We start from the raw sequence: 25,951 nt of genomic DNA, 5'->3' as shown, positions 1-25,951 counted from the left end.
GGGGTGATGGGGCACATTGGGCGCACCCACCGCGTCACCGGGTGGAACGGGCAGCCGTGAGTCAGTTGCCGAAGCCGCCGCCCGGAGACGCGACGGTCATGGGTCCGCCGGGACCTGCGCCCAGGCGGCTGGCGGCGAAGTCGACGCCCTTGCCGATCATGCCGCCGTCGTCGGCGTAGGTGTTGTGCGCGGCGAAGTTCATGCCGTCGGAGCACACCGGGTCTTCGGGGGCGCAGACCTTGATGGTCTTGCCCTGGTAGGCCGGGCCGATGGTGACCGGCGGCTCACCGAGGAAGTTCATGGCCCGAACGTTGGGTGGTCCGAACAGCACGACGGCGGCGACGTGGTTGGCGACGTCGGGTGCCAGCGGTTTGGGCACGGTCGCCGGGTCGACGCCGTCCGGCACCGCCGGGGACGTGACGAAGCCCATCACCGCCGCGCCCTGAGAGTAACCGCCGAGCACCATTTTGGTGTTGGGGCAGCTGCCGGCGGTGGAGACGACGTGTGCGCCGGCGTCGCGGACGCCGTCGACGCCGGTGTCCCACTGGTCGCTGGCGGGGTAGTTGACCGCGTAGACGCCCATCGAGCGGGCGACCAGACGGGAGCGCAGGCCGTCGACGAAGGCCTGTCCGGTAGGGCCGACACCGGGTGGTTCGCCGGTGCCGCGGGCGAACACCACCTCGACGTCGGGGCACGATTGGGCGGAGGCGGTGGGGATGGCAGTAGCCGGCAGGACGGTAGCGCTGAGGACCCCTGCGGCGGCTGCCGCGGGACCGACGAGACGGACAATACGAGAGGCATTCATGCCGCAGGAAGTGCCCACCCATCCGCATACCCAAACCCTGAATTTTTCGGCGCCTCGGATCGGCCCCGAATCGACCCGGCCGTCGTCACTTCCGGCGGTTGAAACCCTGCGGGCCGGGGTACCCGCAACCCGGTTTGGTCGGTAGGGCGCGGCTTGGCCCGGCACCTGAGCGAGCGAACACCAATCCTGCGATGAAAGGAGCCGGGAATGGGCACCCAGAACAATCGGGACAATCGTTGGAAGCGTCGATTAACCGTCGCCGCAGTCACGGCCGCCGCGCTGCCGTGGCTGGTGGGTGTGGTCGGGGGCGAACCGAAGGCGCGGGCGGCCGCGCCGGAGTTTCTGCAAGTGCCGTCGGCGGGCATGGGCCACAACATCACCGTGGAGTTCCAATCCGGCGGAGCCCCGGCCGTTTATCTGCTCGACGGCCTGCGCGCCCGCGACGACCGCAGCGGCTGGGACATCGAGACCAACGCCTTCGACGAATATGCGGGTTCCGGCATATCGGTGGTGGCGCCGGTCGGCGGGCGGTCCAGCTTCTACTCCGACTGGTACGGATCGGCCAACGGCCAGACCTACAAGTGGGAAACCTTCTTGACCAGCGAATTGCCCGCTTACCTGGCGAGCAGGGGGGTGCGGTCGACCCGCAACGCCGTGGTCGGCGTCTCGATGTCCGGGTCGTCGGCGATGATCTTGGCGGCCTATCACCCGCAGCAGTTCGCCTATGCCGCCTCGCTGTCGGCCTATATGACGCCGTCCAGCGGAAACGGCCCGACGCTGATCGGATTGGCGATGAACAACGAAGGCGGGTTCAACCCGCAAGATATGTGGGGACCGACGGGCGGTCCCGGGTGGCAGCGCAACGACCCCACCGTGCAGGCCGGACGATTGGCCGCCAACAACACCCGGCTGTGGGTCTACAGCGGTAATGGCACCCCCTCCGAAATCGGCCAGGGCAGTATCCCGGGACAGGTCATCGAACAGGTGGTGCTGCAAAGCAATTTCGCGTTCAAAGATGCCTATACCGCTGCCGGCGGCCACAACGCCGTGTTCAACCTCGACAACAACGGCGTGCACAGCTGGGGCTACTGGGGAGCCCAGCTGGCGGCGATGAAGCCGGACATGCAGCGGACGCTGGGCGCCAGTGGCGGCGGGCAGACGTGACGCTCTCAGCCGCGTAGGCCGAGCCGGCCGGCCAGCATCAGGAATGCGGCCGCGAAATCGTTGTCGTCGGTGGCCTTCTCGAGGTGGTCCCAGTCCAGCTGTTCGCGCACCGCGCGGGCGGCCGGTATCAGGTCGGCGAAGTTGCAGTGATGTTCGGTCATGGCGCGCAACTTCTGGGTGAAGACCGTCGTGGGCGGCAATACCGGCATCGAAATGGCAAGCACCACACGCTCTTCGGCGCCGTCGAGGTCCGCCGGCCGCACCGGCTCACCGTTGACCCGGTGTAGCACGTCGACAACCCACTCGCCGTTGCGCGCCTTGAGCAGCCAGTCTTCCGGTGGGCGTTCGATACAGAAACCGGCGTCGGCGAGCGTGGCGGCCGCAGCCGCCACGTCGGCCTCGGCGACCACGATGTCGACGTCGTGACTGGGTTCCGGTGCGCCATAAGCCCATAACGCGTAGCTGCCGGCCAACGCGAAGTGCGGCCCGTGTTCCTTGAGGGCTGACGCGGCGTGGCGTAACGATTCCCGCAGCCCCGGGTACTCGGCACCGCCGGTGCGGCTGGTGGGCTCAGTCATTGTGGGTAGTGCATACCCTGCCGGAGTCGTCGGCAACCCGGCCGACCGTGACTGCCGGGGACTATCGGGCAGCCGTTTAATCACCCGCCGAAATCGGGTATCAGCAACGTATGTCACCCATAGCGCCGAGTTGCTACGCACGGGCCGCGGTGGTGACTTTCGTTCGCGACGGGCGGGTGCGCCCGTGACGGCTGGGCTGGTGGAGCATTGGCTGGAGTCGGGGCGGCTGGACTTGCCGCTGCCGGCCTCGGGGCGCACCGCCGAACGCTGGCAGCGCCTGGCGCAGTTGGCCGAGGAGGACATCGCGGCGGCCCGCATCGCCGAAGCCCATGTCGACGCCGGCGCCATTCTCAACGAGTTGGGCGGTAAGCCGCCGCAACCAGGTCAGCTGTGGGGCGTGTGGGTGGCCGAGTCCGCCGACGCGGTGCTGCGGGCCAGCCGCATCGCCGGCGACGAATATGTCCTCAACGGCATTAAGCTGTGGTGTTCGGGCGCCGGGTTCTGCACGCACGCGCTGGTTACCGCGGTGCTGGACGATGGCAAGCGGGGCCTGTTCGCGGTGACCGTCACCGACCCCGTCGTCAAACCCTTGCCGAGCACCTGGTGGAACCCCGGGATGGCCGGCAGCGACACCCGATCGGTGCAGTTCAGCAACGTCCATGCGATGGCGGTGGGGGAACCCGACGCCTACCCGAACCGGCCCGGTTTCTGGCACGCCGCGATCGGAGTGGCGGCGTGCTGGCTGGGCGGCGCCCGCCGGGTCGCCGACCCCTTGTACCGCTGCGCCGGAAGCCAGTCGGCCGACGCCTACGCGCTGGCGCATCTCGGCGCGGTCGACGCCGCGCTCGCCGCCGGAGAAGCGGTCCTGGCCAGCGCCGCGGAGCGGATCGACAGTGATCCGTTTGACCGGTCCGACACCGCGCAATTGCTGGCTCGTCGTGCCCGCGCCATCGTGGAACACGCGGTTGACGAGGCCATCACCCGGACTGGCCGCGCCCTGGGGCCGGGACCGCTGTGTGAGGACGGTCGCCATGCGCAGCGGGTCGCCGACCTGACCATCTACATCCGACAAAGCCACGCCGAGCGGGACCTTGCCGAACTAGGGCGCCTGGCCGGGCGACAACATTGCGGGCCGCGGCACCGGGCAAAGGCGCCCGAGCCGCGGCCATGCCGTTAGCCGACCGGTAGCCATGCGGGTGGCGACCTTCAACATCCTGCACGGCCGCACGGTCGGCGACGGGGTGGCGGTGCAGCGGTTGTGCGACTGCGTGCGCCGTCTCGACCCCGACGTGTTGGCGTTGCAGGAAGTGGACTGCGACCAGCCGCGATCGGGCCGGGCCGACCTCACCGCGGCGGCCGCCGAAGCCATGGGCGCGGTGGCGCATCGGTTTGTGGCCGCGATCTCGGGCACGCCCGGTGCGACGTGGATGGCCGCAACCGGCGATGAACAACCTGGGACCGCGGCGTACGGCATCGCGCTGCTGTCGCGCTTTCCTGCGGCCAGCTGGCAGGTGGTGCGATTGCCCCGCATTCCGGCGCGCTTCCCGATGTATCTGCCCGGGCCGGACAAGGTGATGATCGTTGACGAGGAGCCGCGGGCGGCCGTCATCGCTCGCCTGCATACGCCCTTGGGGCCGATCACGGTGGCCAATACCCACTTGTCGTTCGTGCCCGGCTGGAACCGGTGGCAGCTACGCCGCCTGGTTCACGACGTGCGCGGCTTCCCCGGACCGCGGCTGCTGACCGGGGACCTCAACCTGACTCCGGCCGCGGTGCGCCGATGGTCGCGGATGCGGCCGTTGGCAACGGCCGCGACGTTTCCGGCGTCCGCCCCCGACCGGCAACTCGACCACATCCTGACCGACGATCCCGGTCTTCGTGCCGGCGCGGCGGCGGCCGAGCTGATGCCGATCTCGGATCATCGGGCGCTGCTGGTGGACCTGGACCGGGCCTCGAAAACGGTGTTGCTCTAGTCAACGCGGGTCCCTGCGCCCGCCGCAATCACATCGTTCACATCGGGCCCAGGCCTAGGCGGTGCTCAGTTTGCCCACCTCATAGCGACAACTTTGGTGTGACGCCGCACCGATTTTGTCGCTCACAGTGGTCGTGGGGCTGCGTACCGGTGTGGGCAGATGGAAACCGCGTGCCGGTGCGGGTGGGTCGGCGGCTGGCGGGTACGACTGTGCGGTGGTGCCGCCGACCGTGCCGTCACGGCGGCCGATCGCGGGCGGTTACCGCCCTCCGTACACTCTCAAAGCCGTCATTGCACACTCGACACGGCAGTGCCGAAAACAGAGCCACGGTATGCGCAGGCGGCCAAGGCCGCGCAAGAGGACATCGTTGCCCAGCAGCTTCTACAGCCCCGACGGGTCACTCCTCTTGACTGCGCGCCTCCGCGCCGGTTTCTCCGCTGCCGAAGTCGTCGTCGGCGGAGCCGCGTCCGACGTAGCTGCCCTCGGCGTCGCGGCCGGCTCGCGACTTGGCGACATGTGGGTCGAACTCCACGTCGGACTCGGTTTTCTCGGACTGACGTCGTGTCATCTGGTTACCTCTCGGCTAATAGCTAAGCTAGAGCGCCCGCATTCCCCGGTTGGGCCGATCGCAAACGCTCACCGCAGACAGCGCTCCGCGGGCAGCAACGTGGCGCTCATGTTGCGTTCCATCATCTTCAGCGCGGCGGCGCCGAGCTCCTCGTCGATGTGCGCGACGGCATCGGCCGGGACCACGACGTCGTAGTGGCGCAGGTAGCCGTCGAGCGCGCTATAGAGGATGCACTGCTCAGTGACTTGACCGGCAAGCACGATGCGCCGGGTCTTCAGCCGATCCAGCAGATACTCCAGTGCGGTGGCATAGAACACGCTGTGGCGCACCTTGGTGATGATTCGGCAGCCGGCCTTCGGCACCAGCGGTTTGACCAGGTCAGGACGCTCGCCATCCAGCGCGGCCGAAATGATGGCACGATGGTCGGCGGTGAAGTCGCCGTGGTTGTCGTTGACATAGATCAGATCGACGCCGCGGTTGTGTTCGGCGTCGCCCACCAGCCCCACGAGCGGATCGATGATGGCCGCGACGTTGGTCGCCAGCTGTTCGGCGTCGGGATGGCGGTAGTCGTTGAACATGTCGATGACCAGCAAGGCGGTATCACTCACCGACCAGTGATACCCCGGTATGTGGCCGGCCACCCGGTTTGAGGGCCACAGGACGCTGGGTAGTCATTGGCAGCGACCTCACAGCCATCCGGCAGAACGATTACAGATTAGACGATGTGGAAATAGTTTCCATAGGCTATGGTGGTGGCCACACCGATATAGCTGGGGAGTTGAGCATGCTTGACACCGAAAGTAGCGCCGTTTGTGCTGGCCGCACGCCGCGGTCGATGGCCGGCGAGCGCGGCGCCAACGTGCCCGGTTTGGTGGCCGCGGGCATCTGGGCAGTCGGACTCGTCGCCGGCCTGGTGCTGCTGGCAACTGGGCATGAGGTGGTGGCCGCGGTGATCCTGGTGGTGGCCGTCATGTCGCCCTGGTTCGGGCTGGCAGTCTCACGCAGCCGAATCCCGGCTTATGGATCCGGGGAGCCCCAAACCATGCCCAACGGCTGGCACGGGATGGAAATCCCGGCCCGCTGAGTCGGCCTCTTTGGAGAGTTGACTATCGATCGACGCGCCTTGCAAGCGTCGGCAATTTCTTTCTGTTGACAGGTGTGGCCGATATCCGAATGGGGTATTGACTCTGCCACGGGGTGACCACAGCAGGTGAAACCCGGTCACTGCGCAGGAAGGAACGCACCATGCCGACCGCTAGCGATTACGATGCACGCCGTGTGTCCGACGCCGAGACCGCGGACGGTTCGGTTCTGCGCGAACTGACACCAGTCCTGCCCAAATTGTCCACTGCCGTCGCCGACGACGATCCGAACGAGGCGCCATTCTTCGAACTGCCGGGTGCGGATCTTTCCGGTGAAGAACTATCGGTAGCGGTGATTCCCCAGCGTGCCGACGAATTCACATGCTCACGTTGTTTCCTGGTGCAGCACCGCAGCCGGTTGCGCAGTTCGGCCGGCGAGCTTCCGGTGTGCGCCGACTGTGTGTGACCGGCTCGGCCGGTCTTGACCTGGCCGGCGGCGCCGTGTTGTGTCGTGGGCGTGGCTGCTTCACCAGATTTGGAGCCCGATTCGGAGCGTGATTTGGCCGGCCCACCGGACGTGAACCGCCGGCCACCGGGGCTGCCGGCCCCGCGCCCGTTTCGTACGGCTTGTGCGGCGGCGTATGCGGTTGCCTATCTGGTGGGCGGGGAACGCCGGATGCTGCGGCTGATCCGCCGCTACGGCCCGATCATGACGATGCCGATCCTCACCTTGGGAGACGTCGCGATCGTGTCCGATCCGGCGCTGGTGAAAGAGGTTTTCACCGCTCCCGCCGACGTCCTGCTCGGCGGCGAGGGCGTGGGCCCCGCGGCGGCGATCTACGGGTCCGGGTCGATGTTTGTGCAGGAGGAGCCGGAGCATCTGCGGCGCCGCAAACTCCTGACACCCCCGTTACATGGAACCGCCCTCAACGGTTACGTGCCGATCATCGAAGACTCCACCGGCGCGGCTATGCGCAGTTGGCCCGTCGACCGTCCGTTCGCGCTGCTGCCGGCGGCGCGGGCGCTGATGCTGGACGTGATCGTCAAGGTGGTTTTCGGTGTGCGCGATCCCGACGAGGTGCGGCGATTGGGCCGGCCGTTCGAACGTCTGCTGAACCTCGGTGTCTCGGAGCAGTTGACGGTTCGCTACGCACTTCGGCGCTTGGGCACATTACGCGTGTGGCCATCGCGGGCCCGGGCCTTTCGGGAGATCGACGACGTCGTCATGCCGCTGATCGCCCGACGGCGCGACGACCCGAGCTTGACCGAGCAACGCGACATCCTGGCATTGCTGATGTGCGCGCGCGGCGAGGATGGTAAAGGATTGTCCGACAACGAGATTCGCGACGATTTGATCACCTTGATGCTGGCCGGCCACGAAACCACCGCGACCACGCTGGCCTGGGTATTCGATCTCTTGCTGCACCATCCCGAGGCGCTGCGGCGAGTGCGAGACGAAGCCGTCAGCGGTGCGGACGCGTTCACCACGGCGGTGATCAACGAGACGTTGCGGATACGGCCGCCCGCGCCAGTCACGGCACGCGTTGCCGCCCAACCATTTCGCATCGGCGACTACCTCGTGGATGCCGGGACGCGCATCGTCGTCCACATCATCGCCATCAACCGCAATCCCGATGTCTATGACCATCCCAACGAGTTCCGGCCCGACCGATTCCTCGGGGTGCACCCGCAAACCTACGCCTGGGTGCCGTTCGGTGGTGGCGTGAAACGTTGTCTGGGAGCGGCTTTTTCGATTCGAGAGCTGGTCACCGTGGTGCACCTACTGTTGCGCGAGGGCGACTTCAGTGCCGTCGACGACCTGCCCGAGCGCATCGTGCGCCGCTCCATCATGCTGGCGCCCCGCCATGGAACCAGAGTGCGGTTCCGGCCACGGCTCCAAGAATCCGTTGAGAATCTTCCAAGCGCTGGCTCGGATGCTCGTCGGCAGTGACACGCGGCGACGAAGGGATACAGCCGAGATGACAACCACCCGCCCACTGTCGGTTGCCGGCGCCGCGCCGGAGCGTGCCACCAACGGCTATGCGTCGGCGGCGTTCGCGTTCAGCGTCGTGGGGGCGCTGGTGTTGAGCGTCGTTTGCGCCGTCACCGCATTGGTTCAGATCAAGAATCCCGAAGAGGGCCGGGGACTGGCGATCGCCGGGCTGGCGATCTCCGCGGGCTGGGTCGCGCTACTGTTCGCGCTGGCCCATGCGCACGTCATCTAAACGGTATCGGCATCTTTGGAAAAGGGGGAAGCGATGCAGGTCGTGGTGATTGGTGGCACGGGCATCCTGGGGTCGCAAGTGGTCGAGAAGCTGCGGGAACACGGTCACCAGACGGTGGCGGCATCGCCCAGCACCGGTGTCAACACGCTGACCGGAGCGGGCCTCGCCGACGCTCTGAGCGGGGCCGACGTCGTTGTCGACGTGTCGAACTCACCCTCCTTCGACGACGATCCGGTGATGGAGTTCTTCACGAAGTCGACCACCAACCTGGTGGCCGCCGCGCGGGCGGCCGGCGTCGGGCACTACGTCGCGGTGTCGATCGTCGGCTGCGATCAGCTGCCCGACAGCGGTTACCTGCGGGCGAAGGTCGCCCAGGAGAAGCTCATCGAAGAAGCGCGGCTGCCCTACTCGATCGTGCGGGCCACCCAGTTCGCGGAGTTCACCGACGCCATCGTGGCGTCGATGACGGTCGGCGACGAAGTGCGCGTCCCGGACGCGCTGATCCAGCCGATCGCCGCCGCCGACCTCGCGGCTGCGGTGGCCAGGGTGGCGGAAGGCAAGCCGCTGGGTGGCATCGAGAATGTCGGCGGGCCGGAGAAGATCTCGTTCGAGCAGATGGCCCTCGACGTCCTGGCGCGCCAAGGCCAAGCCAAGACTGTCGTCGTCGATCCCGATGTCGGTTACTTCGGAACACCGCTCGCCACGAATAGCCTGGTTACCGCATAGGCGCCGGAACGCCGTTGTCGAGTCGGGGTGGCGGGATTTGAACCCACGGCCTCTTCGTCCCGAACGAAGCGCGCTACCAAGCTGCGCCACACCCCGCTTGAAGCCACGACAGCCTATCGCACCCGCCCGTCGACTCGCCAAACCGCCGGCTCAGGGTCCCAGGTGCAGGAGCGTTCGAACTCGACCAAGGCCCGGGCCGGACCGCTCGGATCGAGCCCCTGCGCACCGACCCAGTCGTCGTCGAAGTAGGTGTCGGCGTAGCGGTCGCCGCTGTCGGCGAGCAGGGTGACCACCGAGCCGCTGCCGCCGTCGGCGACCATCTCGGCGAGCAAGCCGAACGCTCCCCACAGGTTGGTGCCCGTGGACGGCCCCACCCGGCGTCCCAGCACGCTACTGACGTGGCGGGCGGCCGCGATCGACGCGGCGTCGGGGACCGACACCATGCGGTCGACCACGCTGGGCAGAAACGACGGCTCGACCCGCGGCCGGCCGATGCCCTCGATCCGCGACGACGCGGACATCACGACGTCGGACCGACCTTCGGCGTATGCGGGGAAGAACGCCGAATTTTCCGGGTCCACGACACACAACCGGGTCGCGTGCCGCCGATAGCGGATGTAGCGCCCGATCGTCGCGCAGGTTCCGCCGGTTCCGGCACCGACCACGATCCAGTCCGGGACGGGGTGCTTCTCCTCGAGCATCTGCGCGAAGATCGACTCGGCGATGTTGTTGTTGCCGCGCCAGTCGGTGGCGCGCTCGGCATTGGTGAACTGGTCCAAATAATGACCGCCGGTTTCGGCTGCGACGCGTTCCGCCTCGGCGTAGACCTGACTGGAATTCTCCACGAAATGGCAACGGCCGCCTTGCGATTCGATGAGTGCTACCTTGGCGGCGCTGGTCGCCGCCGGCATCACCGCGACGAACGGCAGGCCCAGCAGCGACGCGAAGTAGGCCTCCGATACCGCTGTCGAACCCGACGACGCCTCGACCACCGTGGTGTTCTCCCCGATCCAGCCGTTGCACAGCGCATACAGAAACAACGACCGCGCCAGCCGGTGTTTGAGGCTGCCGGTGATGTGTGTGGTCTCGTCCTTCAGATACAGCGCGACGTCAGCATCGGCGCACCAGGCCGACGGCAGGGGGTAGCGCAGCAGGTGGGTGTCGGCGCTGCGCCGGGCATCAGCCTCGATCAGCCTGATCGCGTTGTCTGTCCAATCGCGGGACAGGCTGCGGACGGCGATGCGGGTCCGGTCGTTCAACGCACCGAGACCTTGGGCTGCGAACGGCCCAGGTTCCTGTTCGAGTCCCGGCCGCCCATGGGGCTGGCGATCAATGTCAACAGGGTCGCTTCCGGCCGGCAGCAGAACCGCGCCGGCGCGAACGGCGAAGTCCCGATGCCGGCGGAGACATGCAGCCGCATGGTCGCGCCCCACTGGGATGCCCCTTTGGCCCGCGTCCGGTCCAGCCCACAGTTGGTGACCAGGGCCCCGTAGAACGGCAGGCACAGCTGTCCGCCGTGGGTGTGGCCGGCCATCACCAGCTGATAGCCGTCGGCGGCGAAGCGGTCCAGCACCCGAGGCTCCGGTGAGTGGGTCAGTCCCAGCCGCAGGTTGGCGACCGGGCTCGCCGGGCCCGCGATCGTGTCATAGCGGTCCCGATCGATGTGGGGGTCGTCCACGCCGGCTGCGGTGATATGCAGCCCCGCCACCTCGAATTCGCGACGGTTATGGGTGAGGTCGAGCCAGCCGCGCTCGGTGAACGCCGCTCGCAGATCCTGCCACGGCAGCGGTTCGCCGTGGACGCGGTGGCCCGGGTTGATCAGGTAATTGGCCGGGTTCTTCAGGCGCGGCCCGAAGTAGTCGTTGCTACCGAAGACGAAGACGCCCGGCCGGTGCAGCAGGTCGCCCAGGGCCTGCACCACTGCCGGCACCGCCTTGGGATGCGCCAGATTGTCGCCGGTGTTGACCACCAGGTCGGGTTCCCAGCTGGACAGCTCGCGCAGCCAGGCCTGTTTACGGCGCTGGCCGGGCAGCATATGCAGGTCGCTGATATGTAGGACCCGCAGCGGTGTGGACCCAGGACTCAGCACGGGCATGGTGATCTCGCGCAGCACGAACGCGTTGCGTTCGATGAGCGCCGCGTAACCGATCCCGGCGACGATCGAGCCGAGCGCGACGGCACCGGTGCGTAACAGGACGGGCGAAACAGCCATGCAGGCAGCCTACTGCCGGTCGCCGACTGATCGCTTGTGTCTAGCGCAACAACCCTACGGAGGCGGCGGCGGAGCCAGCAGTGGAATGGTGATCGGCGGCAGCCCGGGGATCTCGATAACCTGCGAACCGATCGGAGCCGGCGGCCCGTCCTCCGGCGGCGGCGGCGGTGGCGGCGGGATGCCGTTACTGATTTGGATCGTGACGATCGAACCCGGAATGGTCTGGCCGCTGGGCGAGGTTCCGACCACTTCGCCGTACTTGGCGCTGCTGTTGACCGAGTTGGGTTGGTCGGCGACCTGGAAACCGGCGTCCCGTAGGCGCTGGCGCGCCTGGTCCACATCCAGCCCGGCCACGCTCGGCACCCGGGAGGCCGCCGATCCTTCGACATACCGCGGATCGGTGGGCGGCAGGTGCACCTCGCCGAAGTTGTTGGCGATCGGCTTCATGGCGGTGAACCACGTCCGGGCCGGCTCGTTGCCGCCGTAGAGGTCACCGTTGCCGCAATGGCGCAGTGGGCCGGAACACAGATCCGTCGGCGACGTCGAGTCGTCGTAGATGTAGTTCGCCGCCGCGTAGCGATTGGTGAAACCCACGAACCCGGCGGAGCGGTGCGCCTCGGTGGTGCCGGTCTTACCCGACATCGGCAGGTCCCAGCCCGCGGCGCCGGCCGAGCCGGCTGCCGTGCCGCTACCCACGGCGTCCTTGCTCATCGCGTTGGCCAGGGTGTTGGCCAGACCCTCGGGCACCACTTGTTCGCAGGTCTCGGTGGTGACGGAAACCTGGTTGCCGTTGCGGTCGATCAGCTTGTCGATCGGGTTCGGCGGGCACCACACGCCGCCGGAGGCCAGCGTGGCCGCGACGTTGGACAGTTCCAGTGCGTTGACCTCGATCGGACCCAGGGTGAACGACCCGATGTTCTGGCGTTTGACGAAGTCGGCCAGGCTCTCGTTGCTGTCGGGGTTGTAGTCACGCGCGGTGCCGGGATTGGCGTAGGACCGCAGGCCGAGCTTGATGGCCATGTCGACCGTGCGGCTCACCCCGACCTGCGAGATCAGCTTGGCAAAGGCGGTGTTGGGGGAGGTGGCCAGCGCGTCGGTCACGTTCATCGATCCGCGGTAATTGCCGGCGTTGATCACGCACCAGGTGTCCTTGGGACAGCCTTTGGCTCCGCCGCTGCCCAGCCCTTTGGCCTGGAATCGGGGTGGCACGTCGAGTTGGGCGTTGATGCCCATACCCATGTCGAGCGCTGCGGCCGTGGTGAAGATCTTGAAAATGGAACCCGCGCCATCCCCGACGAGTGAGAACGGCTGGGGCCGCATGGTTTCACCGGCTTCGGTGTCCAGGCCGTACTTGCGGTTGCTGGCCATCGCCAGCACCTTGTGTGAATCCTTGCCCGGTGCGATGACGCTCATCACGCTGGAGATGCCGGCCAGGTTCGGGGGAGCGAATTTGTCGACCGCCGCCTTGACCGGGACCTGGACGTCGGGGTCCAGTGTGGTGCGGATGAGGTAGCCGCCCTTGGCCAGCTGGTCCTTGCTGATCCCGGCGCGGGACAGGTACTCCTGGACGTAGTCGCAGAAGAAGGCACGGTCACCGGCGGCAATGCAGCCGCGGGGCAATTCGTTGGGTTGCGGCAACACTCCCAGCGGCTGCGCCTTGGCGGCACGCAATGCGTCGGCCTCTTGCGGGATGTTCTCGATCATGGTGTCGAGGACCAGGTTGCGCCGGGCCAGCGCGCCCTCGGGGTTGGTGTAGGGATTCAGCGCGCTGGTCGATTGCACCATGCCCGCCAGCAGCGCTGCCTGTTGCCAGTTCAGATCCGAGGCGTTGATGCCGAAGTACGTCTGCGCCGCGTCCTGCACACCGAAGGAGTTGTTGCCGAACGACACCAGGTTCAGGTACCGGGTCAGAATCTCGGGTTTGGTGAAGGTCTTGTCCAGGGTGAGCGCCATCCGGATCTCGCGCAGCTTGCGCGCCGGAGTGGTCTCGACGGCTGCCCGCTTCTCGGCGTCGGTTTGGGCGGTGACCAAGAGTTGGTAGTTCTTGACGTACTGCTGCTCGATGGTGGAACCGCCGCGAGTGTCGAGATCCCCGGAGGCATAGCCGGCGAGTCCGGTGAGGGTGCCTTTCCAGTCGACGCCGTTGTGGTCGGCGAAGCGCTTGTCCTCGATGGAGACGATCGCCAACTTCATGGTGTTGGCGATCTTGTCGGAAGGCACCTCGAACCGGCGCTGCGAGTACAGCCACGCGATGGTGTTGCCCTTGGCGTCGACCATGGTCGACACGGCCGGAACCTCGCCCTGAAGGAGCTGAGCCGAGCCGTTCGCCACTACCTCAGAAGCGCGATTGGACATCAGCCCCAGCCCGCCTGCGAAGGGGAACATCAGTGCCGTGGCCACGACGCTGGCCAACACACAACAGCCCGCGAGCTTGAGCAGGGTAAGCGCCACCGGGGGGCGATCGGACATGCGTACTACAGTAGCGGCCCCTTGTCACGCCCCCGCGCCGTGAGACTGAAAAAAATTCTTAGGAAAGCGGTGACGGCGGCGCCCGCGCCGCCCCGGCGCTTATTTTGCGCGTGCGTCACAGGTCAGGGACCTAATCGGGGACCGAGGGGGTGCTTTTCCCCCGGCCGATCGCCAGAAGTCGGGACGCGCGTCCCAAAAAAAGCGTTATCAGACTGTTGCGCAATTGCCACCTGACCACCTAACTTATAAGCGCAGTGAGATTCAGGTAACACCGATGTGCACAGTGTGTCTTAGGTCGCAACATCGGCTGGTACCCGAGGAGGGCGGTCGCGGCTAGCGGCCGGGAGGAAGGGATCAGCTCGTGTCAGGAACACGTCCGGCCGCTCGAAGGACAAACCTCACGTCGGCGCAAAACCTCCTCCGCAGCGCCGATGCGGAGGAACGGATCAACTGGGTGTCAAAAGCGCTGTGCAGGGCGACGGACCCGGACGAACTCTTCGTCCGTGGCGCCGCGCAGCGCAAAGCCGCGGTGATCTGCCGTCACTGTCCGGTAATGCAGGAATGCGCGGCCGACGCACTTGACAACAAGGTCGAGTTCGGGGTGTGGGGCGGCATGACCGAGCGTCAGCGCCGAGCACTGCTCAAGCAGCATCCTGAGGTGGTCTCGTGGTCGGACTACCTCGACAAGCGCAAGCGTCGCAGCGTCGGTTAAGGCTCTCGGATAGGGGGTGCAGGCGAGCCGGCCGGCCCCTTGTTCCCCATTACGATTTTGTTACTGAGTCGGCGTCCCTGGCTCTAATTGTCTTGTGCCCAATAGGAACTGGCGCGTGCGTAATAGCGCGGTTTTCTCACTGTAGCGTTGTTCGGCGCGGTGGGGGCCGGTTTCGCGAATCTGCTGGGAGTCGTAGGCGTCGACTGTGAGTCGTAGGCGTCCAGTGTGCGGCAGGGGCGGAAATATCCGGCTCAGACTCAACTGGCCGCGCCCCGGATTCACGGTCGACGCCCTCGGCACACACTCGATGCCGCGGGCCGGCTTCTCAGCGGCCTGTGGCGCGGGCCGCTTCGTCGCCGACGGGAGCGATCTGGTCGGCGAGCGCACGCAGCGCATCCAGGTCGGAGACGTCGAACGGCAGCGACGGGACCCCGACGACGGGCACGTGTGGATTGGCCCCGGTGAACCGGGACAGCAGCCGGATCTCTCGCTTGGCCGTCTGCCCGCGGTCGGCATGGATCCGCAGCACCGCTGCCGCCAGCGACGCCACCTCCGACTCGCCGTGCTGCTCCTCCAACGTTTCGGTCGCGTCGATGGCCCGCTCGACGGGTAACGCGCACAGCATCGGGTGAGTGCGGTTCAACACCAGCCCCGCCAGCGGCATGCCTTCTTCGGTCAGCCGGTCGACGAAGAACGACGCCTCACGCAGCGCATCGGGCTCGGCCGCAGACACCACCACGAACTGGGTACCGCGCCGTTTGAGCAACGCATAAGTTCGGTCGGCCTTCTCCCGGAAACCCCCGAATGTGGCGTCCAGCGATTGCACGAATGCGGCGGCATCGCTCAGCATCTTCGAACCGAGCACCGTAGACATCGCCTTCATAGCCAAACCCATAACACCCGTCACCAGCCGGCCGATACCTCTGCCCGGCGCCAGTAGCAGCCGCCACAACCGGCTATCCATGAAGCTGCCCAAGCGTTTTGGCGCGTCCAGGAAGTCCAGCGCGTTGCGCGACGGCGGGGTGTCCACCACGACCAGATCCCAGCGATCCTGCGCCAGGAGCTGGCCCAGCTTCTCCATGGCCATGTACTCCTGGGTGCCGGCAAGTGATGTGGCGACGGTCTGGTAGAACTGGTTGTCCAGAATCGATTGTGCGCGTTCGGATCCGGAGTATTGGACCACCATCTCGTCGAAGGTGCGCCGCATGTCGAGCATCATCCCGTGCAACTCGCCGGGCACCTCCGGGGCCAATGGCACCCGTTGCGGTGTGTTACCCAGGTCGTCGATACCCAGGGCCTGGGCCAGCCGCTTGGCCGGGTCGATCGTCAGGACGACGACGGTGCGGCCATATTCGGCTGCGCGCAAGGCAATTGCCGCGGCAGTTGTGGTCTTGCCCACACCGCCGGCTCCGCAGCATACGATAACCCGATTGGACGTATCGGCCAGGATCGCGGCCATATCAAGGGTTTTCGGTACAGTGCTCATCGAACTCCCTGCTGCGCAAGCGATTCCGAAAGCTCATACAAGCTGCCCAAGTCGACACCATCGGAAATCGTCGGTAATTCCAGCCGCGGAACATGCAAGGCGTCAAGTTGCTGCGCGGTTTCGGCGCGTGCACTGATTCGGCTGGCGTGCTGGATCGTCTCAGTCAGCAGACCGGCGAAATCCGTTGCCGCCAGCTCGATTCCGGCCATTGCCAAACCGGACCGCACCGCGTCGGCGTCGACATCGCCCTCGGCGGCCTTCGCGAGGTCCTCGGCACTCAGGTAGGCCGGAATATTGCGGTTGACGATGACGCTGCCGATCGGCAATTGCATCTCGGCAAGCTCCTCGATCGCCTCCAGGGTCTCCTGCACCGGCAGCGCTTCCAGCAGCGTCACCAGATGGATAGCGGTCTGATCGGAGTGCAGCAACCTCACCACCCCTTCGGCCTGCGAATGCACCGGCCCGCCCTTGGCCAGATCGGAGACCGCCTTGGTGACGTCCAGAAAGCGCGCGATGCGGCCCGTCGGCGGTGCGTCGACGACGATCGCGTCGTAGGCCGGGTTCTTGGTCCCCTTGTTGAGGCGGACCACCGTTTCCTTGATCTTGCCCGTCAGCAGCACATCGCGAAGGCCGGGCGCGATCGTCGTCGCGAACTCGATGGCACCGACACGTCGCATTGCCCGGCCCGCGATGCCCAGGTTGTAGAACATGTCGAGGTATTCCAGGAACGCGGCCTCGATATCGATTGCCAGTGCGTTCACCTGCCCGCCGCGCTCGGCGGTCGCGATCTTGACCTCTTGATAGGGCAGCGGCGGGACATCGAAGAGCTGCGCAATCCCTTGGCGCCCTTCGACTTCGATGAGCAGCACCTTGCGGCCTCCGGCTGCCAGTGTCAGCGCCAGTGCGGCCGCGATGGTGGATTTCCCGGTGCCGCCTTTGCCGGTGACAAAGTGCAAGCGGGCCTTCGACAGGCGCGACGGCCAGCCGACGGAAGGACCGTCGTGAGGTGTGTTCGCCACCATCGCATGCTAGCCCCACCACTTCGCTCGGCCGCCGGGCTGGCCGGAGCTCGTCAACGGGGGCGGATAAGCTGCCGTCATGACCCAACCCTCCGCATGGGAGTACGCGACGGTTCCGCTGCTCACGCACGCCACCAAACAGATCCTCGACCAGTGGGGAGCCGACGGCTGGGAGCTCGTCGCGGTGTTGCCGGGGCCAACCGGCGAGCAGCACGTCGCCTACCTGAAGCGCCCGAAGTAATGGACGCAAAATCCCGGCTCGCGCAACTGGGCATCACGCTCCCGGAGATGGTGGCGCCGCTGGCGGCCTACGTGCCGGCGGTGCGCACCGGCAACCTCGTCTACACCTCGGGGCAGTTGCCCTTCGAGGCCGGAAAGCTGGCCTGCACGGGCAAGGTGGGCGCCGACATCACGCCGGAGGAAGCCAAGGCCGCGGCGCGCATGTGTGCGCTCAACGCGCTGGCGGCGGTGAATTCACTGGTGGGTCTGGACGCGGTGACGAGGGTGGTCAAGGTGGTCGGGTTCGTCGCCTCCGCGCCGGGCTTCCACGGTCAGCCCAGCATCATCAACGGAGCCTCGGACCTGCTTGCCGAGGTGTTCGGCGACAACGGCGCGCACGCGCGTTCGGCTGTCGGCGTATCCGAGTTGCCTCTGGGCGCACCCGTCGAAGTCGAGCTGATCGTGGAGGTCGGCCAGCGGCCGTGACCGCGCCGCTGACCCATCCCGCCTACGGCCGGCTGCGGCCGGTCACCGGCACGGCATCGGTGCTGGTAGCCGACAATCCCGGGCTGATGACGCTGGAGGGCACCAACACCTGGGTGCTGTGCGGACCGGGCAGTGACGAGTTGGTCATCGTCGACCCTGGGCCGGGCGACGACGAGCACCTCGCCCGGATCGCCGCGCTGGGCCGTATCGCGCTGGTGCTGATCAGCCATCGCCACGGCGACCATACCGACGGCATCGACAAGCTGGTCGAGCTGACTGGGGCGCCGGTACGCGCCGCGGACCCGCAATTTCTGCGCGGCGATCACGGGGTGCTGGGCGATCGCGAAGTGATCGAGGCCGCCGGGCTGGAGATCACGGTGCTGGCGACCCCGGGTCACACCGCCGACTCGCTGTCGTTCCTCCTCGACGATGCGGTGCTGACGGCCGACAGCGTGCTGGGCCGCGGCACCACTGTTCTGGACAAGGACGACGGCAGCCTGACCGACTACCTGGAATCGCTGCATCGGCTGCGCGGTCTGGGTCAGCGGACCGTCCTGCCCGGGCACGGGCCGGAATTGACCGATGTCGCGGCCGTCGCGCAGGGGTACCTCGCGCACCGGCAGGAGCGGCTCGCGCAGGTGCGCTCGGCGCTGCGGGACCTCGGCGACGATGCCACCACCCGCCAGGTCGTCGAACACGTCTATGTCGACGTCGACGAGAAGCTCTGGGATGCCGCCGAATGGTCGGTGCAAGTGCAACTGGACTATCTGCGAGCTCCGTAGCGCGAGAAGACGCAGAATCACACACGAATCGCGGCGGTGATGCGAGTCTGCGTCTGCTCGGCGGAGCTAGCGAGCGCGGCGCGCCAGGCGTTCGGAGTCGGAGATCAGCACGCTCTTGCCCTCCAACCGGATCCAGCCGCGGTGCGCGAAGTCGGCCAGCGCCTTGTTCACCGTCTCCCGCGAAGCCCCGACCAGCTGGGCGATCTCCTCCTGAGTGAGGTCGTGGGTGACCCGCATCGCGCCGCCCTCCTGGGTGCCGAAACGCTGGGCGAGCTGCAGCAGCTGCTTGGCCACCCGGCCGGGCACGTCGGTGAAGATGAGGTCGGCCAGATTGTTGTTGGTGCGCCGCAACCGGCGGGCCAACACCCGCAGCAGTTGCTCGGCGATTTCCGGACGATCGGCGATCCACGCCCGCAGCGCGTCGCGGTCCATCGAGACCGCCCGCACTTCGGTGATGGTGGTCGCGCTGGATGTTCGCGGCCCGGGGTCGAAGATCGACAACTCGCCGAACATGTCGGACGGGCCCATGATGGTCAGCAGGTTCTCCCGGCCATCCGGCGAGCGGCGCCCGATCTTCACCTTGCCCGCGACGATGATGTACAGCCGATCGCCCGGCTCACCTTCAGCGAAAACCGTGTGTCCGCGGGGGAAGTCAACGGGCTGCAGCTGCTTGGTCAGTGCCGCGACCGCGCTGGGCTCAACCCCTTGGAAGATTCCTGCCCTTGCCAGGATCTCGTCCACGTTGCCTCTTCAGCTTTCCAACGAAGTGATACGGGCAGGCCGTCCCTCTTGACCAGCGCCGGTGTACAGGTTAGGCCAATCGGTACGACGTGCCAACGCTACACACGATTGACGTGTCGAGTCGCCTGAACCCGGGAATGGATGTGTCGGGGGGCAGCGCGGTACGGATCGGCGTGATGCTTGCCGGTGAGGGCCCTGGTTGTGGGGGCCTCGGTCAGGGCCGGCGCCTGGCGTCGATGCAGATAAGCCAGCGCCTCCGGCATGCCCTCGCGGGCCAGCCGGTGCACATCGACGGCCTGAGCTTGTTCGAGAAACTCGGCAACGTCCGAAGCGGTCACGGTATCGCAGGAAAGCGCTTGCTCTAGCCGACCAAGGCCGAGGGTGGTCAGCATCAGCAACGCCGGAACGCACGCCACCAGCAACCACGACACAAGGAGAGTAAACATGGCCTTGCATCAACACGAGGTCTCGGTCAGATCACGAAATCAGTACTCTGTCGTAGGTGACAGCGGCAAAGTCGTCCGGGCCTACCCGGCCTACACCAGCCACGCCCGCCGCCGACGTCGCCGAGCGTTGGTCCTCTGAAACCCGCACCGCCTTGGTGCGCCGCGCCCGGCGGATGAATCGTCAACTGGCACAAGCCTTTCCGCATGTGTACTGCGAATTGGACTTCACCAATCCGCTCCAGCTCGCGGTGGCGACCATCCTCTCGGCGCAAAGCACCGACAAACGGGTGAACCTGACGACGCCGGCGTTGTTCGCGAAATATCGGACGGCGCTCGACTACGCCAAAGCGGACCGCACCGAGCTGGAAAACCTCATTCGCCCCACTGGTTTCTTCCGTAACAAGGCGAACGCGTTGATCGGCCTCGGGCAAGCTCTGGTCGAGCGGTTCGACGGCGAGGTGCCCGCCACCATGGTCGAACTGGTGACGCTGCCGGGGATTGGACGCAAGACCGCCAACGTGATCCTCGGGAACGCCTTCGGCGTCCCCGGGATCACCGTCGACACCCATTTCGGGCGATTGGTGCGGCGCTGGCGCTGGACCGCCGAAACCGACCCGGTAAAGGTCGAACACGCGGTCGGCGAACTGATCGAACGCAAGGAGTGGACCGTGCTCAGCCACCGGGTGATCTTTCACGGCCGCCGGGTGTGCCATGCCCGTAAGCCCGCGTGCGGTGTCTGCGTGCTCGCCAAAGACTGCCCTTCCTTCGGACTCGGCCCCACCGAGCCGCTGCTGGCCGCAGCTCTTGTCCAGGGCCCCGAAACCGAGCATCTGCTGGCCCTTGCCGGCCTGTGACCTCGCGACTGACCTCAACCCGCTGGACCATCGCGGTCCTGGCGGTGGTCGCCACCCTCATCGTGGCGCTGGTCGCCCAACTGCGCGACGACTCCCCAAGCACCGCAACCCAACAGGCGCCCGCGGCGCGAGACCACCGCGATGCCGACACCGCCGCGGCACTGGCCGGGCCGCGGCGACGCGCCAACCTGCCGCCCTGCCCGGTCGCCGGTGACGGCCCGGGCTCACCGGCACTGAGCGGCGTGGCGGTGGAATGCGCGGCCGACGGTTCGGCAGTCGACGTGGCCCGGGCGCTGGCCGGGCGGCGGGTGCTGCTCAATCTCTGGGCGTACTGGTGTGCGGAGTGCATCGCCGAACTGCCCGCGATGGCCGAATATCAACAACGGGTCGGGCCCGACGTCATGGTGGTGACGGTGCATCAGGACGAGAATGAGGCGGCCGCGTTGCTGCGGTTGGCCGATCTGGGTGTTCGATTGCCGACCCTGCAGGACGGCCGCCGTAAGGTGGCGGCAGCATTGCGGGTGGCGAATGTGATGCCCGCGACAGTGCTGTTGCGGCCGGACGGTAGCGTGGCCCAGACCCTGCCGCGCGCTTTCGCCAGCGCCGAGGAGATAGCGGCCGCGGTCGGAGATAAGGCGTGGTGAGCGGTTGGAGAGATGGCGGGCAGGTGCACCCGTCCAGCCCGACAAGGAGGCGCCGGTGAACGCTGGGGTTGCCCTGACGCCCGAGGTCGGCCCGTCCTGGCTGCGCCCGTTGGTCGACAACGTGGACCGGGTGCCCGACGCGGTCCGGCGGCGGCTGCCGGCCGACATGCTGGCCATGGTGGCGGCGTCCCGGGCTACCGCATCCCTGCGTCGCAATCAACGCGAAGCGGCCGTTCTGGTGCTGTTCTCCGGTCCCGAGTCCGGACGGGCCGACGGCGGCGTTCCCGACGACGCGGACCTGCTGCTGACGGTGCGGGCGTCGACCTTGCGTCACCATGCCGGTCAGGCGGCCTTCCCCGGCGGTGCATCCGATCCCGGAGACCAGGGTCCGGTGGCCACCGCCTTCCGGGAAGCCCATGAGGAGACCGGACTCGACCCGGCCAGGCTGCACCCACTGGCCACCATGGAACGCACCTTCATCGCTCCGTCGCGATTCCACGTCGTCCCGGTGCTGGCGTATTCGCCCGATCCCGGACCGGTGCACGTCGTCAACGAGGCGGAAACGGCCATGGTGACCCGGGTTCCGGTGCGCGCCTTCGTCAATCCGGAAAACCGGCTGATGGTGTACCGGCGGACCCTGAGCCGGCGCTGGGCCGGGCCGGCGTTTCTGCTCAACCACATGCTGGTGTGGGGATTCACCGGACAGGTGATCTCGGCGGTGCTCGACGTCGCGGGGTGGGCCAGGCCCTGGGACACCAGCGATGTCCGCGAACTGGACGACGCGATGGCGCTGGTCGGCGAGCAGGGTGGACTGCGATGAACTCGATGAATGCCATGACCCCGTCACAATGGCTCGACATCGCGGTGTTGGCGGTCGCTTTCATCGCGGCGATCTCGGGCTGGCGCTCCGGTGCGCTGGGCTCGACGCTGTCGTTTGCCGGCGTGCTTTTGGGCGCGATCGCCGGAGTGCTGCTGGCGCCCCACATCGTCACCCACATCGCGGCCCCCCGGGCCAAGCTGTTCACCGCGCTGTTTCTGATCCTGGGACTGGTCGTCGTCGGCGAAGTCGCAGGTGTGGTGCTGGGACGGGCGGTGCGCGGCGCGATCCGCAACCGGCCGGTCCGGGTGATCGACTCGGTCATCGGGGTGGCGGTGCAGCTGGTCGTGGTGCTGACGGCGGCGTGGCTGCTGGCGACGCCGCTGACCCAGTCGAAGGATCAGCCGGAGTTGGCGGCGGCGGTTCGCGGGTCACGGGTGCTCGCCGAGGTCAACGAGGTGGCGCCCACCTGGCTCAAGACGGTGCCCAAGCGGCTTTCGGCGCTGCTGAACACCTCGGGCCTGCCGCAGGTGCTGGAGCCGTTCAGCCGCACCCCGGTCATTCCGGTTGCCTCGCCCGACCCGGCGCTGAGCGATAACCCGGTGGTGACGGCCACCGCGCCGAGCGTGCTCAAGATCCGCAGCCTGGCGCCCAGTTGCCAGAAGGTGCTGGAGGGCAGCGGCTTCGTGGTCGCGCCCGAGCGCGTGATGACCAACGCGCACGTGGTCGCCGGGTCCAACAGCGTGCAGGTGTACGCCAGCGGCAAACCCCTGGACGCGACCGTGGTGTCCTATGACCCTTCGGTCGACATCGCGATCCTGGCCGTCCCGCACCTGCCGCCGCCGCCACTGGTGTTCGCCCAAGAAGAAGCCAGAACGGGCACCAGCGTTGTGGTGCTGGGCTACCCCGGCGGTGGCAACTTCACCGCGACGCCGGCCCGGATTCGCGAGGCCATCAAACTCAGTGGTCCCGACATCTACCGCAACCCGCAGCCGGTCACCCGCGACGTCTACACCATCAGGGCCAACGTGGAGCAGGGTGACTCGGGCGGGCCGTTGATCGACCTCAACGGTCAGGTGCTCGGCGTGGTGTTCGGCGCGGCCGTCGACGACCCGGACACCGGGTTCGTGCTGACCGCCGGTGAGGTGGCCAGTCAGCTGGAAAAGATCGGGGCCACCCAGCGCGTCGGCACCGGGGCCTGCGTCAGCTGAGCCGGTGCACCTGATCGAGGAACCGCGCCAGCTGCCGGTTGACCTCCTCGGGCGCTTCTTCATGGCAGAAATGTCCGGCGCCGGAAACGGATACGTAGCGCCCGTGCGGTGCGTAACGCTGAGTGCGCTCGACCGGATCGGCCAGCACGTAGGGATCGGCGTCGCCGCGTAGGTGCAGCAACGGCACGCCGAGCTGCCGGCGCATCGACTTCATGAAGCGCCGGCCTTCGCCGCGCAGCTGACTGCGCACCGCCCAACGCTGATACTCCAGTGCCGAGTGCGCGGCAGCCGGTATCCGGATGGCCTGCCGCAGATAGCCGATGGTCTGCGAAAAGTCTTCAGAGGCAACCCATTTGGCGCTGCTGCGAATGCGCATCAGGCGCTCGATTTCGGCCGCGTCATGTCGGGTCAGTAGGCGCTCGGGCCACAGCGGCACCTGGTAGCGCAGCAATGTCGGCAACAGCGCGCGGCCCTGGTCTCGCCTGGTCAGGGTCGACCGTCGCAGCGCGGCCGGGTGCGGTGAGCTGATCAGCGCGATGGACCGCACCAGCCGGGAGTGCAGCAGCGCGGTGGTCCAGCAGGCGAGCCCGCCGTCGGCGTGACCGACCAGCGTCGCCGAGGAGTGTCCCAGCGCGCGGATCAATCCGGCCGTGTCACCGGCCAGGGTCCAGCCGTCGTAGCCGCGGGGCGGTTTGTCGCTGCCGCCGTAGCCGCGCAGGTCGACCGCGACCACCCGGGCACTCGTGAGCCCGCGCAACTGGTGACGCCACGACCACCAGAACGAACCGAACCCGTGCAGCAGCATCACCAGGGGCCGTGCCATGGCCGGTATGACCGGGTCCGTCGCGTCGGGGTCGGTCGGAATGGCCTCGACGACATGGAACCGGATGCCGTTGGCGTGCACGTCCAGATGCCGCCATGGCCCGTCGATGCGGGTCATCGACGGATCTGGCGCCGGCACTTACCAACCCGACGGATCGGTGGGCGTGTTGCCCTCGGGTACCGCCGCAGGGCGGGTCACGGCCGGGGTCTTCTCATGGCCCGGCATGAGCGCGGTGCGAGTCTCCTTCACCGACTCGATGGTCTGCCGCGGTCCCCGGATCCGGCGGACCTTCAGGAAACCCAACAGGGCGAGCACCACGGTGGTCACCACCATGAGGGCGAACACGATCAGGAACGCCACCCAGCGCCACAGCCAGGAGTCGAGCAGCTCGGCGAGGAAGAAGAACAGGAAAAAGGTCGAGTAGAACAGCACCACCAGCGCGGCGATGAAGAACACGCTGCCGGTCAGACCCTTCTTGACGTCGCGAGTGATCTCGGCGCGTGCCAGTTCGACCTCGGCCCGCACTAGCGTCGACATCTGGGCGGTCGCGTCTTTGATCAGGTCGCCGATCGACGGTTCACCGGGCCGGGCGTGCGGATCGGCCAACGGAATCGTGGTCAGCGTGCTGGGCACACCGGTCTGGCGATCAGGTTTGCTCACAGACGATCCTCTCGCGTTGACGGGCCACGGTTTCGCGGTAGTCGCGGTTTATGTTGCCATGCGCTCCGGGTGCCGGACGAGGCCAGCCAAAGACCGTGAGTCACCGGGCGGTTTCAACCTATTAAATTGACGGTCAGCGGCCACAACTAACCGCATCGGACGTAGTCTGACGATCATCTACACTGGCGCATCTGTCCTTGATGTCCGGTGATGTCCGGAAGATGTCCAACCACCGACGGGAGTACCACTTTGCAGACGGCGCACCGCCGCGTCACCGCGGCGACCGTGGCCGTGTTCCTGGCTGTTGGGTTTCTTCCCGCGGGCACCGCGGCCGCTGACGACAAGGTTGCGTTGGGCGGCGGCGCGGGCATCGTCGTCAACGGGGGGACGTTGTGCACGTTGACGACCATCGGTCACGACAAGAACGGCGACCTCATCGGATTCAGCTCCGCGCACTGCGGTGGTCCGGGCGCGCCCGTCGCAGCCGAGGGTGCGGAGGCGAAAGGCATCGTGGGCACCATGGTGGCCGGCAACGACACCCTCGACTACGCGGTGATCAAGTTCGATCCGGCCAAGGTGACGCCGGTGGCCGACTTCAACGGCTTTGCGATCAACGGCATCGGCCCCGATCCGACGTTCGGCCAGATCGCCTGCAAACAAGGACGATCCACGGGCAACTCGTGTGGGGTCACCTGGGGTCCGGGGCAGGACCCGGGCAGCATCGTGATGCAGGTCTGCGGCGGCCCCGGGGACTCCGGGGCGCCGGTCACGGTCGACAACCTGCTGGTCGGGATGATCCACGGAGCCTTCAGCGAGAGCCTGCCCAGCTGCGTCACCAAATACATTCCGCTGCATACGCCGGCGGTGGTGATGTCGATCAACGCGGACCTGGCCGACATCAACGCCAAGAACCGGCCGGGCTCGGACTTCGTCCCCATCGGGGGCTGAGCTATTTCGCGGCTGTTTCGCGAGCTGAACGCCGCTGATTTGGTGACTCGGATTCCGCCGCTTCCGAACGGGTTTGGTGGGTCCAGGAACAACAGTAGGGTCTTATCCACCTGACTTCAGGCGGATAAGACCCTACTGGTTTGTCGACGAGGTCAGTCGATAACAGTGTCGGCGTGGAACGCGGGGGCCGTGTAGGCGCCCTCGGTTTCGCAGAACAGCAGTTCATGTGCCATGTGGTTCTCTCCTTCAGCCAAAGTGAAGAACTGTCTGTGGCTCTTCCCATCCTCTGGCGTAAGAGCTT

Annotated in this window: 29 protein-coding genes, 1 tRNA gene and 1 pseudogene; 17 read left to right on the top strand and 14 right to left on the bottom strand. The window is 67.0% G+C overall.

Features of this window, described 5'->3' with window-relative positions:
* Positions 1–61: 61 nt before the first annotated feature.
* Positions 62–823, bottom strand: a complete 762-nt coding sequence (locus B4U45_RS12280; protein ID WP_075547886.1) for a cutinase family protein — start codon at positions 821–823, stop codon at positions 62–64.
* A 189-nt stretch (positions 824–1,012) separates the two neighbouring features.
* Between B4U45_RS12280 and B4U45_RS12275 the strand changes: the two genes are divergently transcribed.
* Positions 1,013–1,969, top strand: coding sequence for an esterase family protein (locus B4U45_RS12275; RefSeq protein WP_075547827.1), 957 nt, complete (start codon positions 1,013–1,015; stop codon positions 1,967–1,969).
* 5 nt (positions 1,970–1,974) lie between these two features.
* Here the strand turns inward: B4U45_RS12275 and B4U45_RS12270 are convergent, their stop codons facing one another.
* Positions 1,975–2,547 (bottom strand): hypothetical protein, encoded by a 573-nt coding sequence (locus B4U45_RS12270; protein ID WP_075547828.1) that lies wholly within the window; start codon positions 2,545–2,547, stop codon positions 1,975–1,977.
* A gap of 184 nt (positions 2,548–2,731) precedes the next feature.
* Between B4U45_RS12270 and B4U45_RS12265 the strand changes: the two genes are divergently transcribed.
* Together B4U45_RS12265 and B4U45_RS12260 are read left to right on the top strand one after the other, a co-directional pair.
* On the top strand, positions 2,732–3,724 hold the full coding sequence (locus B4U45_RS12265; RefSeq protein ID WP_075547829.1) for an acyl-CoA dehydrogenase family protein: 993 nt from the start codon (positions 2,732–2,734) through the stop codon (positions 3,722–3,724).
* A 13-nt stretch (positions 3,725–3,737) separates the two neighbouring features.
* Positions 3,738–4,520 carry an endonuclease/exonuclease/phosphatase family protein gene (locus B4U45_RS12260; RefSeq protein WP_075547830.1) on the top strand — a complete coding sequence of 261 codons (783 nt, stop codon included), beginning with the start codon at positions 3,738–3,740 and terminating at the stop codon, positions 4,518–4,520.
* Positions 4,521–4,917: 397 nt separating this feature from the next.
* Here B4U45_RS12260 and B4U45_RS12255 read toward each other — a convergent pair whose 3' ends face one another.
* Positions 4,918–5,088 (bottom strand): hypothetical protein, encoded by a 171-nt coding sequence (locus tag B4U45_RS12255; RefSeq protein WP_089025095.1) that lies wholly within the window; start codon positions 5,086–5,088, stop codon positions 4,918–4,920.
* A gap of 68 nt (positions 5,089–5,156) precedes the next feature.
* Positions 5,157–5,696, bottom strand: coding sequence for a cysteine hydrolase family protein (locus B4U45_RS12250; RefSeq protein ID WP_075547831.1), 540 nt, complete (start codon positions 5,694–5,696; stop codon positions 5,157–5,159).
* A gap of 248 nt (positions 5,697–5,944) precedes the next feature.
* On the opposite strand from B4U45_RS12250, the pseudogene B4U45_RS30410 reads away from it, so the two are divergent.
* From B4U45_RS30410 to B4U45_RS12225, 5 genes and pseudogenes are all read left to right on the top strand, one after another.
* Positions 5,945–6,070, top strand: a pseudogene (locus tag B4U45_RS30410) (hypothetical protein); the annotation flags it as partial.
* 263 nt (positions 6,071–6,333) lie between these two features.
* A complete protein-coding gene (locus tag B4U45_RS12240) occupies positions 6,334–6,636 on the top strand; it encodes a DUF4193 domain-containing protein (RefSeq protein ID WP_075547887.1) in 303 nt (100 codons plus the stop codon).
* Between the two features lie 15 nt (positions 6,637–6,651).
* On the top strand, positions 6,652–8,121 hold the full coding sequence (locus B4U45_RS12235; RefSeq protein ID WP_116671270.1) for a cytochrome P450: 1,470 nt from the start codon (positions 6,652–6,654) through the stop codon (positions 8,119–8,121).
* Positions 8,122–8,149: 28 nt separating this feature from the next.
* Entirely contained in the window at positions 8,150–8,395 is a 246-nt protein-coding gene (locus tag B4U45_RS12230) for a hypothetical protein (RefSeq protein ID WP_075547833.1), read from the top strand.
* Between the two features lie 33 nt (positions 8,396–8,428).
* Positions 8,429–9,121, top strand: a complete 693-nt coding sequence (locus B4U45_RS12225; RefSeq protein ID WP_083154252.1) for an SDR family oxidoreductase — start codon at positions 8,429–8,431, stop codon at positions 9,119–9,121.
* Between the two features lie 22 nt (positions 9,122–9,143).
* Here B4U45_RS12225 and B4U45_RS12220 read toward each other — a convergent pair.
* From B4U45_RS12220 to ponA2, 4 genes are all read right to left on the bottom strand, one after another.
* Positions 9,144–9,217, bottom strand: a tRNA-Pro gene (locus B4U45_RS12220).
* 17 nt (positions 9,218–9,234) lie between these two features.
* A complete protein-coding gene (gene cds1, locus B4U45_RS12215; RefSeq protein WP_075547835.1) occupies positions 9,235–10,380 on the bottom strand; it encodes an L-cysteine desulfhydrase Cds1 in 1,146 nt (381 codons plus the stop codon).
* Positions 10,377–11,333 carry a metallophosphoesterase gene (locus B4U45_RS12210; protein WP_075547836.1) on the bottom strand — a complete coding sequence of 319 codons (957 nt, stop codon included), beginning with the start codon at positions 11,331–11,333 and terminating at the stop codon, positions 10,377–10,379. Before B4U45_RS12210 ends, cds1 begins: the two co-directional genes overlap by 4 nt.
* A gap of 54 nt (positions 11,334–11,387) precedes the next feature.
* Positions 11,388–13,802, bottom strand: coding sequence for a transglycosylase/D,D-transpeptidase PonA2 (gene ponA2 / locus B4U45_RS12205; protein WP_075547837.1), 2,415 nt, complete (start codon positions 13,800–13,802; stop codon positions 11,388–11,390).
* Between the two features lie 361 nt (positions 13,803–14,163).
* On the opposite strand from ponA2, the gene B4U45_RS12200 reads away from it, so the two are divergent.
* A complete protein-coding gene (locus tag B4U45_RS12200) occupies positions 14,164–14,514 on the top strand; it encodes a WhiB family transcriptional regulator (protein ID WP_023368611.1) in 351 nt (116 codons plus the stop codon).
* Positions 14,515–14,839: 325 nt separating this feature from the next.
* On the opposite strand, the gene bagB is transcribed toward B4U45_RS12200, so the two are convergent.
* On the bottom strand, positions 14,840–16,000 hold the full coding sequence (gene bagB / locus B4U45_RS12195) for an ATPase BagB (protein WP_075547838.1): 1,161 nt from the start codon (positions 15,998–16,000) through the stop codon (positions 14,840–14,842).
* The gene (gene bagA / locus B4U45_RS12190; RefSeq protein ID WP_075547839.1) at positions 15,997–17,022 is read right to left on the bottom strand and encodes an ATPase BagA; all 1,026 of its coding nucleotides are present in this window, start codon (positions 17,020–17,022) and stop codon (positions 15,997–15,999) included. The genes bagB and bagA overlap by 4 nt, the downstream gene beginning before the upstream one ends.
* 76 nt (positions 17,023–17,098) lie before the next feature.
* On the opposite strand from bagA, the gene sp36 reads away from it, so the two are divergent.
* Genes sp36 through B4U45_RS12175 form a run of 3 tightly spaced genes read left to right on the top strand, consistent with a single transcriptional unit; the run spans position 17,099 to position 18,506 of the window.
* Complete coding sequence (sp36, locus tag B4U45_RS12185; RefSeq protein ID WP_023368608.1) at positions 17,099–17,260, top strand: Sp36 family protein; 162 nt, start codon at positions 17,099–17,101, stop codon at positions 17,258–17,260.
* Positions 17,260–17,724 (top strand): RidA family protein, encoded by a 465-nt coding sequence (locus tag B4U45_RS12180; protein ID WP_075547840.1) that lies wholly within the window; start codon positions 17,260–17,262, stop codon positions 17,722–17,724. Before sp36 ends, B4U45_RS12180 begins: the two co-directional genes overlap by 1 nt.
* The gene (locus B4U45_RS12175) at positions 17,721–18,506 is read left to right on the top strand and encodes an MBL fold metallo-hydrolase (protein WP_075547841.1); all 786 of its coding nucleotides are present in this window, start codon (positions 17,721–17,723) and stop codon (positions 18,504–18,506) included. The genes B4U45_RS12180 and B4U45_RS12175 overlap by 4 nt, the downstream gene beginning before the upstream one ends.
* A 66-nt stretch (positions 18,507–18,572) precedes the next feature.
* On the opposite strand, the gene crp is transcribed toward B4U45_RS12175, so the two are convergent.
* Positions 18,573–19,247, bottom strand: coding sequence for a cAMP-activated global transcriptional regulator CRP (gene crp, locus B4U45_RS12170; protein WP_036362963.1), 675 nt, complete (start codon positions 19,245–19,247; stop codon positions 18,573–18,575).
* A gap of 98 nt (positions 19,248–19,345) precedes the next feature.
* Positions 19,346–19,693, bottom strand: coding sequence for a hypothetical protein (locus B4U45_RS12165; RefSeq protein WP_075547842.1), 348 nt, complete (start codon positions 19,691–19,693; stop codon positions 19,346–19,348).
* 173 nt (positions 19,694–19,866) lie between these two features.
* Between B4U45_RS12165 and nth the strand changes: the two genes are divergently transcribed.
* Genes nth through marP form a run of 4 tightly spaced genes read left to right on the top strand, consistent with a single transcriptional unit; the run spans position 19,867 to position 23,219 of the window.
* Positions 19,867–20,547 (top strand): endonuclease III, encoded by a 681-nt coding sequence (gene nth / locus B4U45_RS12160; RefSeq protein ID WP_075547843.1) that lies wholly within the window; start codon positions 19,867–19,869, stop codon positions 20,545–20,547.
* Complete coding sequence (locus B4U45_RS12155; RefSeq protein WP_075547844.1) at positions 20,544–21,191, top strand: TlpA family protein disulfide reductase; 648 nt, start codon at positions 20,544–20,546, stop codon at positions 21,189–21,191. Before nth ends, B4U45_RS12155 begins: the two co-directional genes overlap by 4 nt.
* 55 nt (positions 21,192–21,246) lie before the next feature.
* Positions 21,247–22,011 (top strand): NUDIX hydrolase, encoded by a 765-nt coding sequence (locus B4U45_RS12150; RefSeq protein ID WP_075547845.1) that lies wholly within the window; start codon positions 21,247–21,249, stop codon positions 22,009–22,011.
* Positions 22,012–22,025: 14 nt separating this feature from the next.
* The gene (gene marP / locus B4U45_RS12145) at positions 22,026–23,219 is read left to right on the top strand and encodes an acid resistance serine protease MarP (RefSeq protein ID WP_089025098.1); all 1,194 of its coding nucleotides are present in this window, start codon (positions 22,026–22,028) and stop codon (positions 23,217–23,219) included.
* Here the strand turns inward: marP and B4U45_RS12140 are convergent.
* Both B4U45_RS12140 and B4U45_RS12135 read right to left on the bottom strand, forming a co-directional pair.
* Positions 23,212–24,180 (bottom strand): alpha/beta fold hydrolase, encoded by a 969-nt coding sequence (locus B4U45_RS12140; protein ID WP_075547847.1) that lies wholly within the window; start codon positions 24,178–24,180, stop codon positions 23,212–23,214. The genes marP and B4U45_RS12140 overlap by 8 nt on opposite strands.
* A complete protein-coding gene (locus B4U45_RS12135; RefSeq protein WP_075547848.1) occupies positions 24,181–24,702 on the bottom strand; it encodes a phage holin family protein in 522 nt (173 codons plus the stop codon).
* A 249-nt stretch (positions 24,703–24,951) separates the two neighbouring features.
* Here B4U45_RS12135 and B4U45_RS12130 point away from each other — a divergent pair, with 249 nt between their 5' ends.
* The gene (locus B4U45_RS12130) at positions 24,952–25,650 is read left to right on the top strand and encodes a chymotrypsin family serine protease (protein WP_075547849.1); all 699 of its coding nucleotides are present in this window, start codon (positions 24,952–24,954) and stop codon (positions 25,648–25,650) included.
* Positions 25,651–25,951: the final 301 nt, after the last annotated feature.

Source organism: Mycobacterium persicum (genome assembly GCF_002086915.1).
GTDB classification, from domain to species: Bacteria; Actinomycetota; Actinomycetes; order Mycobacteriales; family Mycobacteriaceae; genus Mycobacterium; species Mycobacterium persicum.
This window is presented reverse-complemented; position numbering and strand designations above follow the sequence as displayed.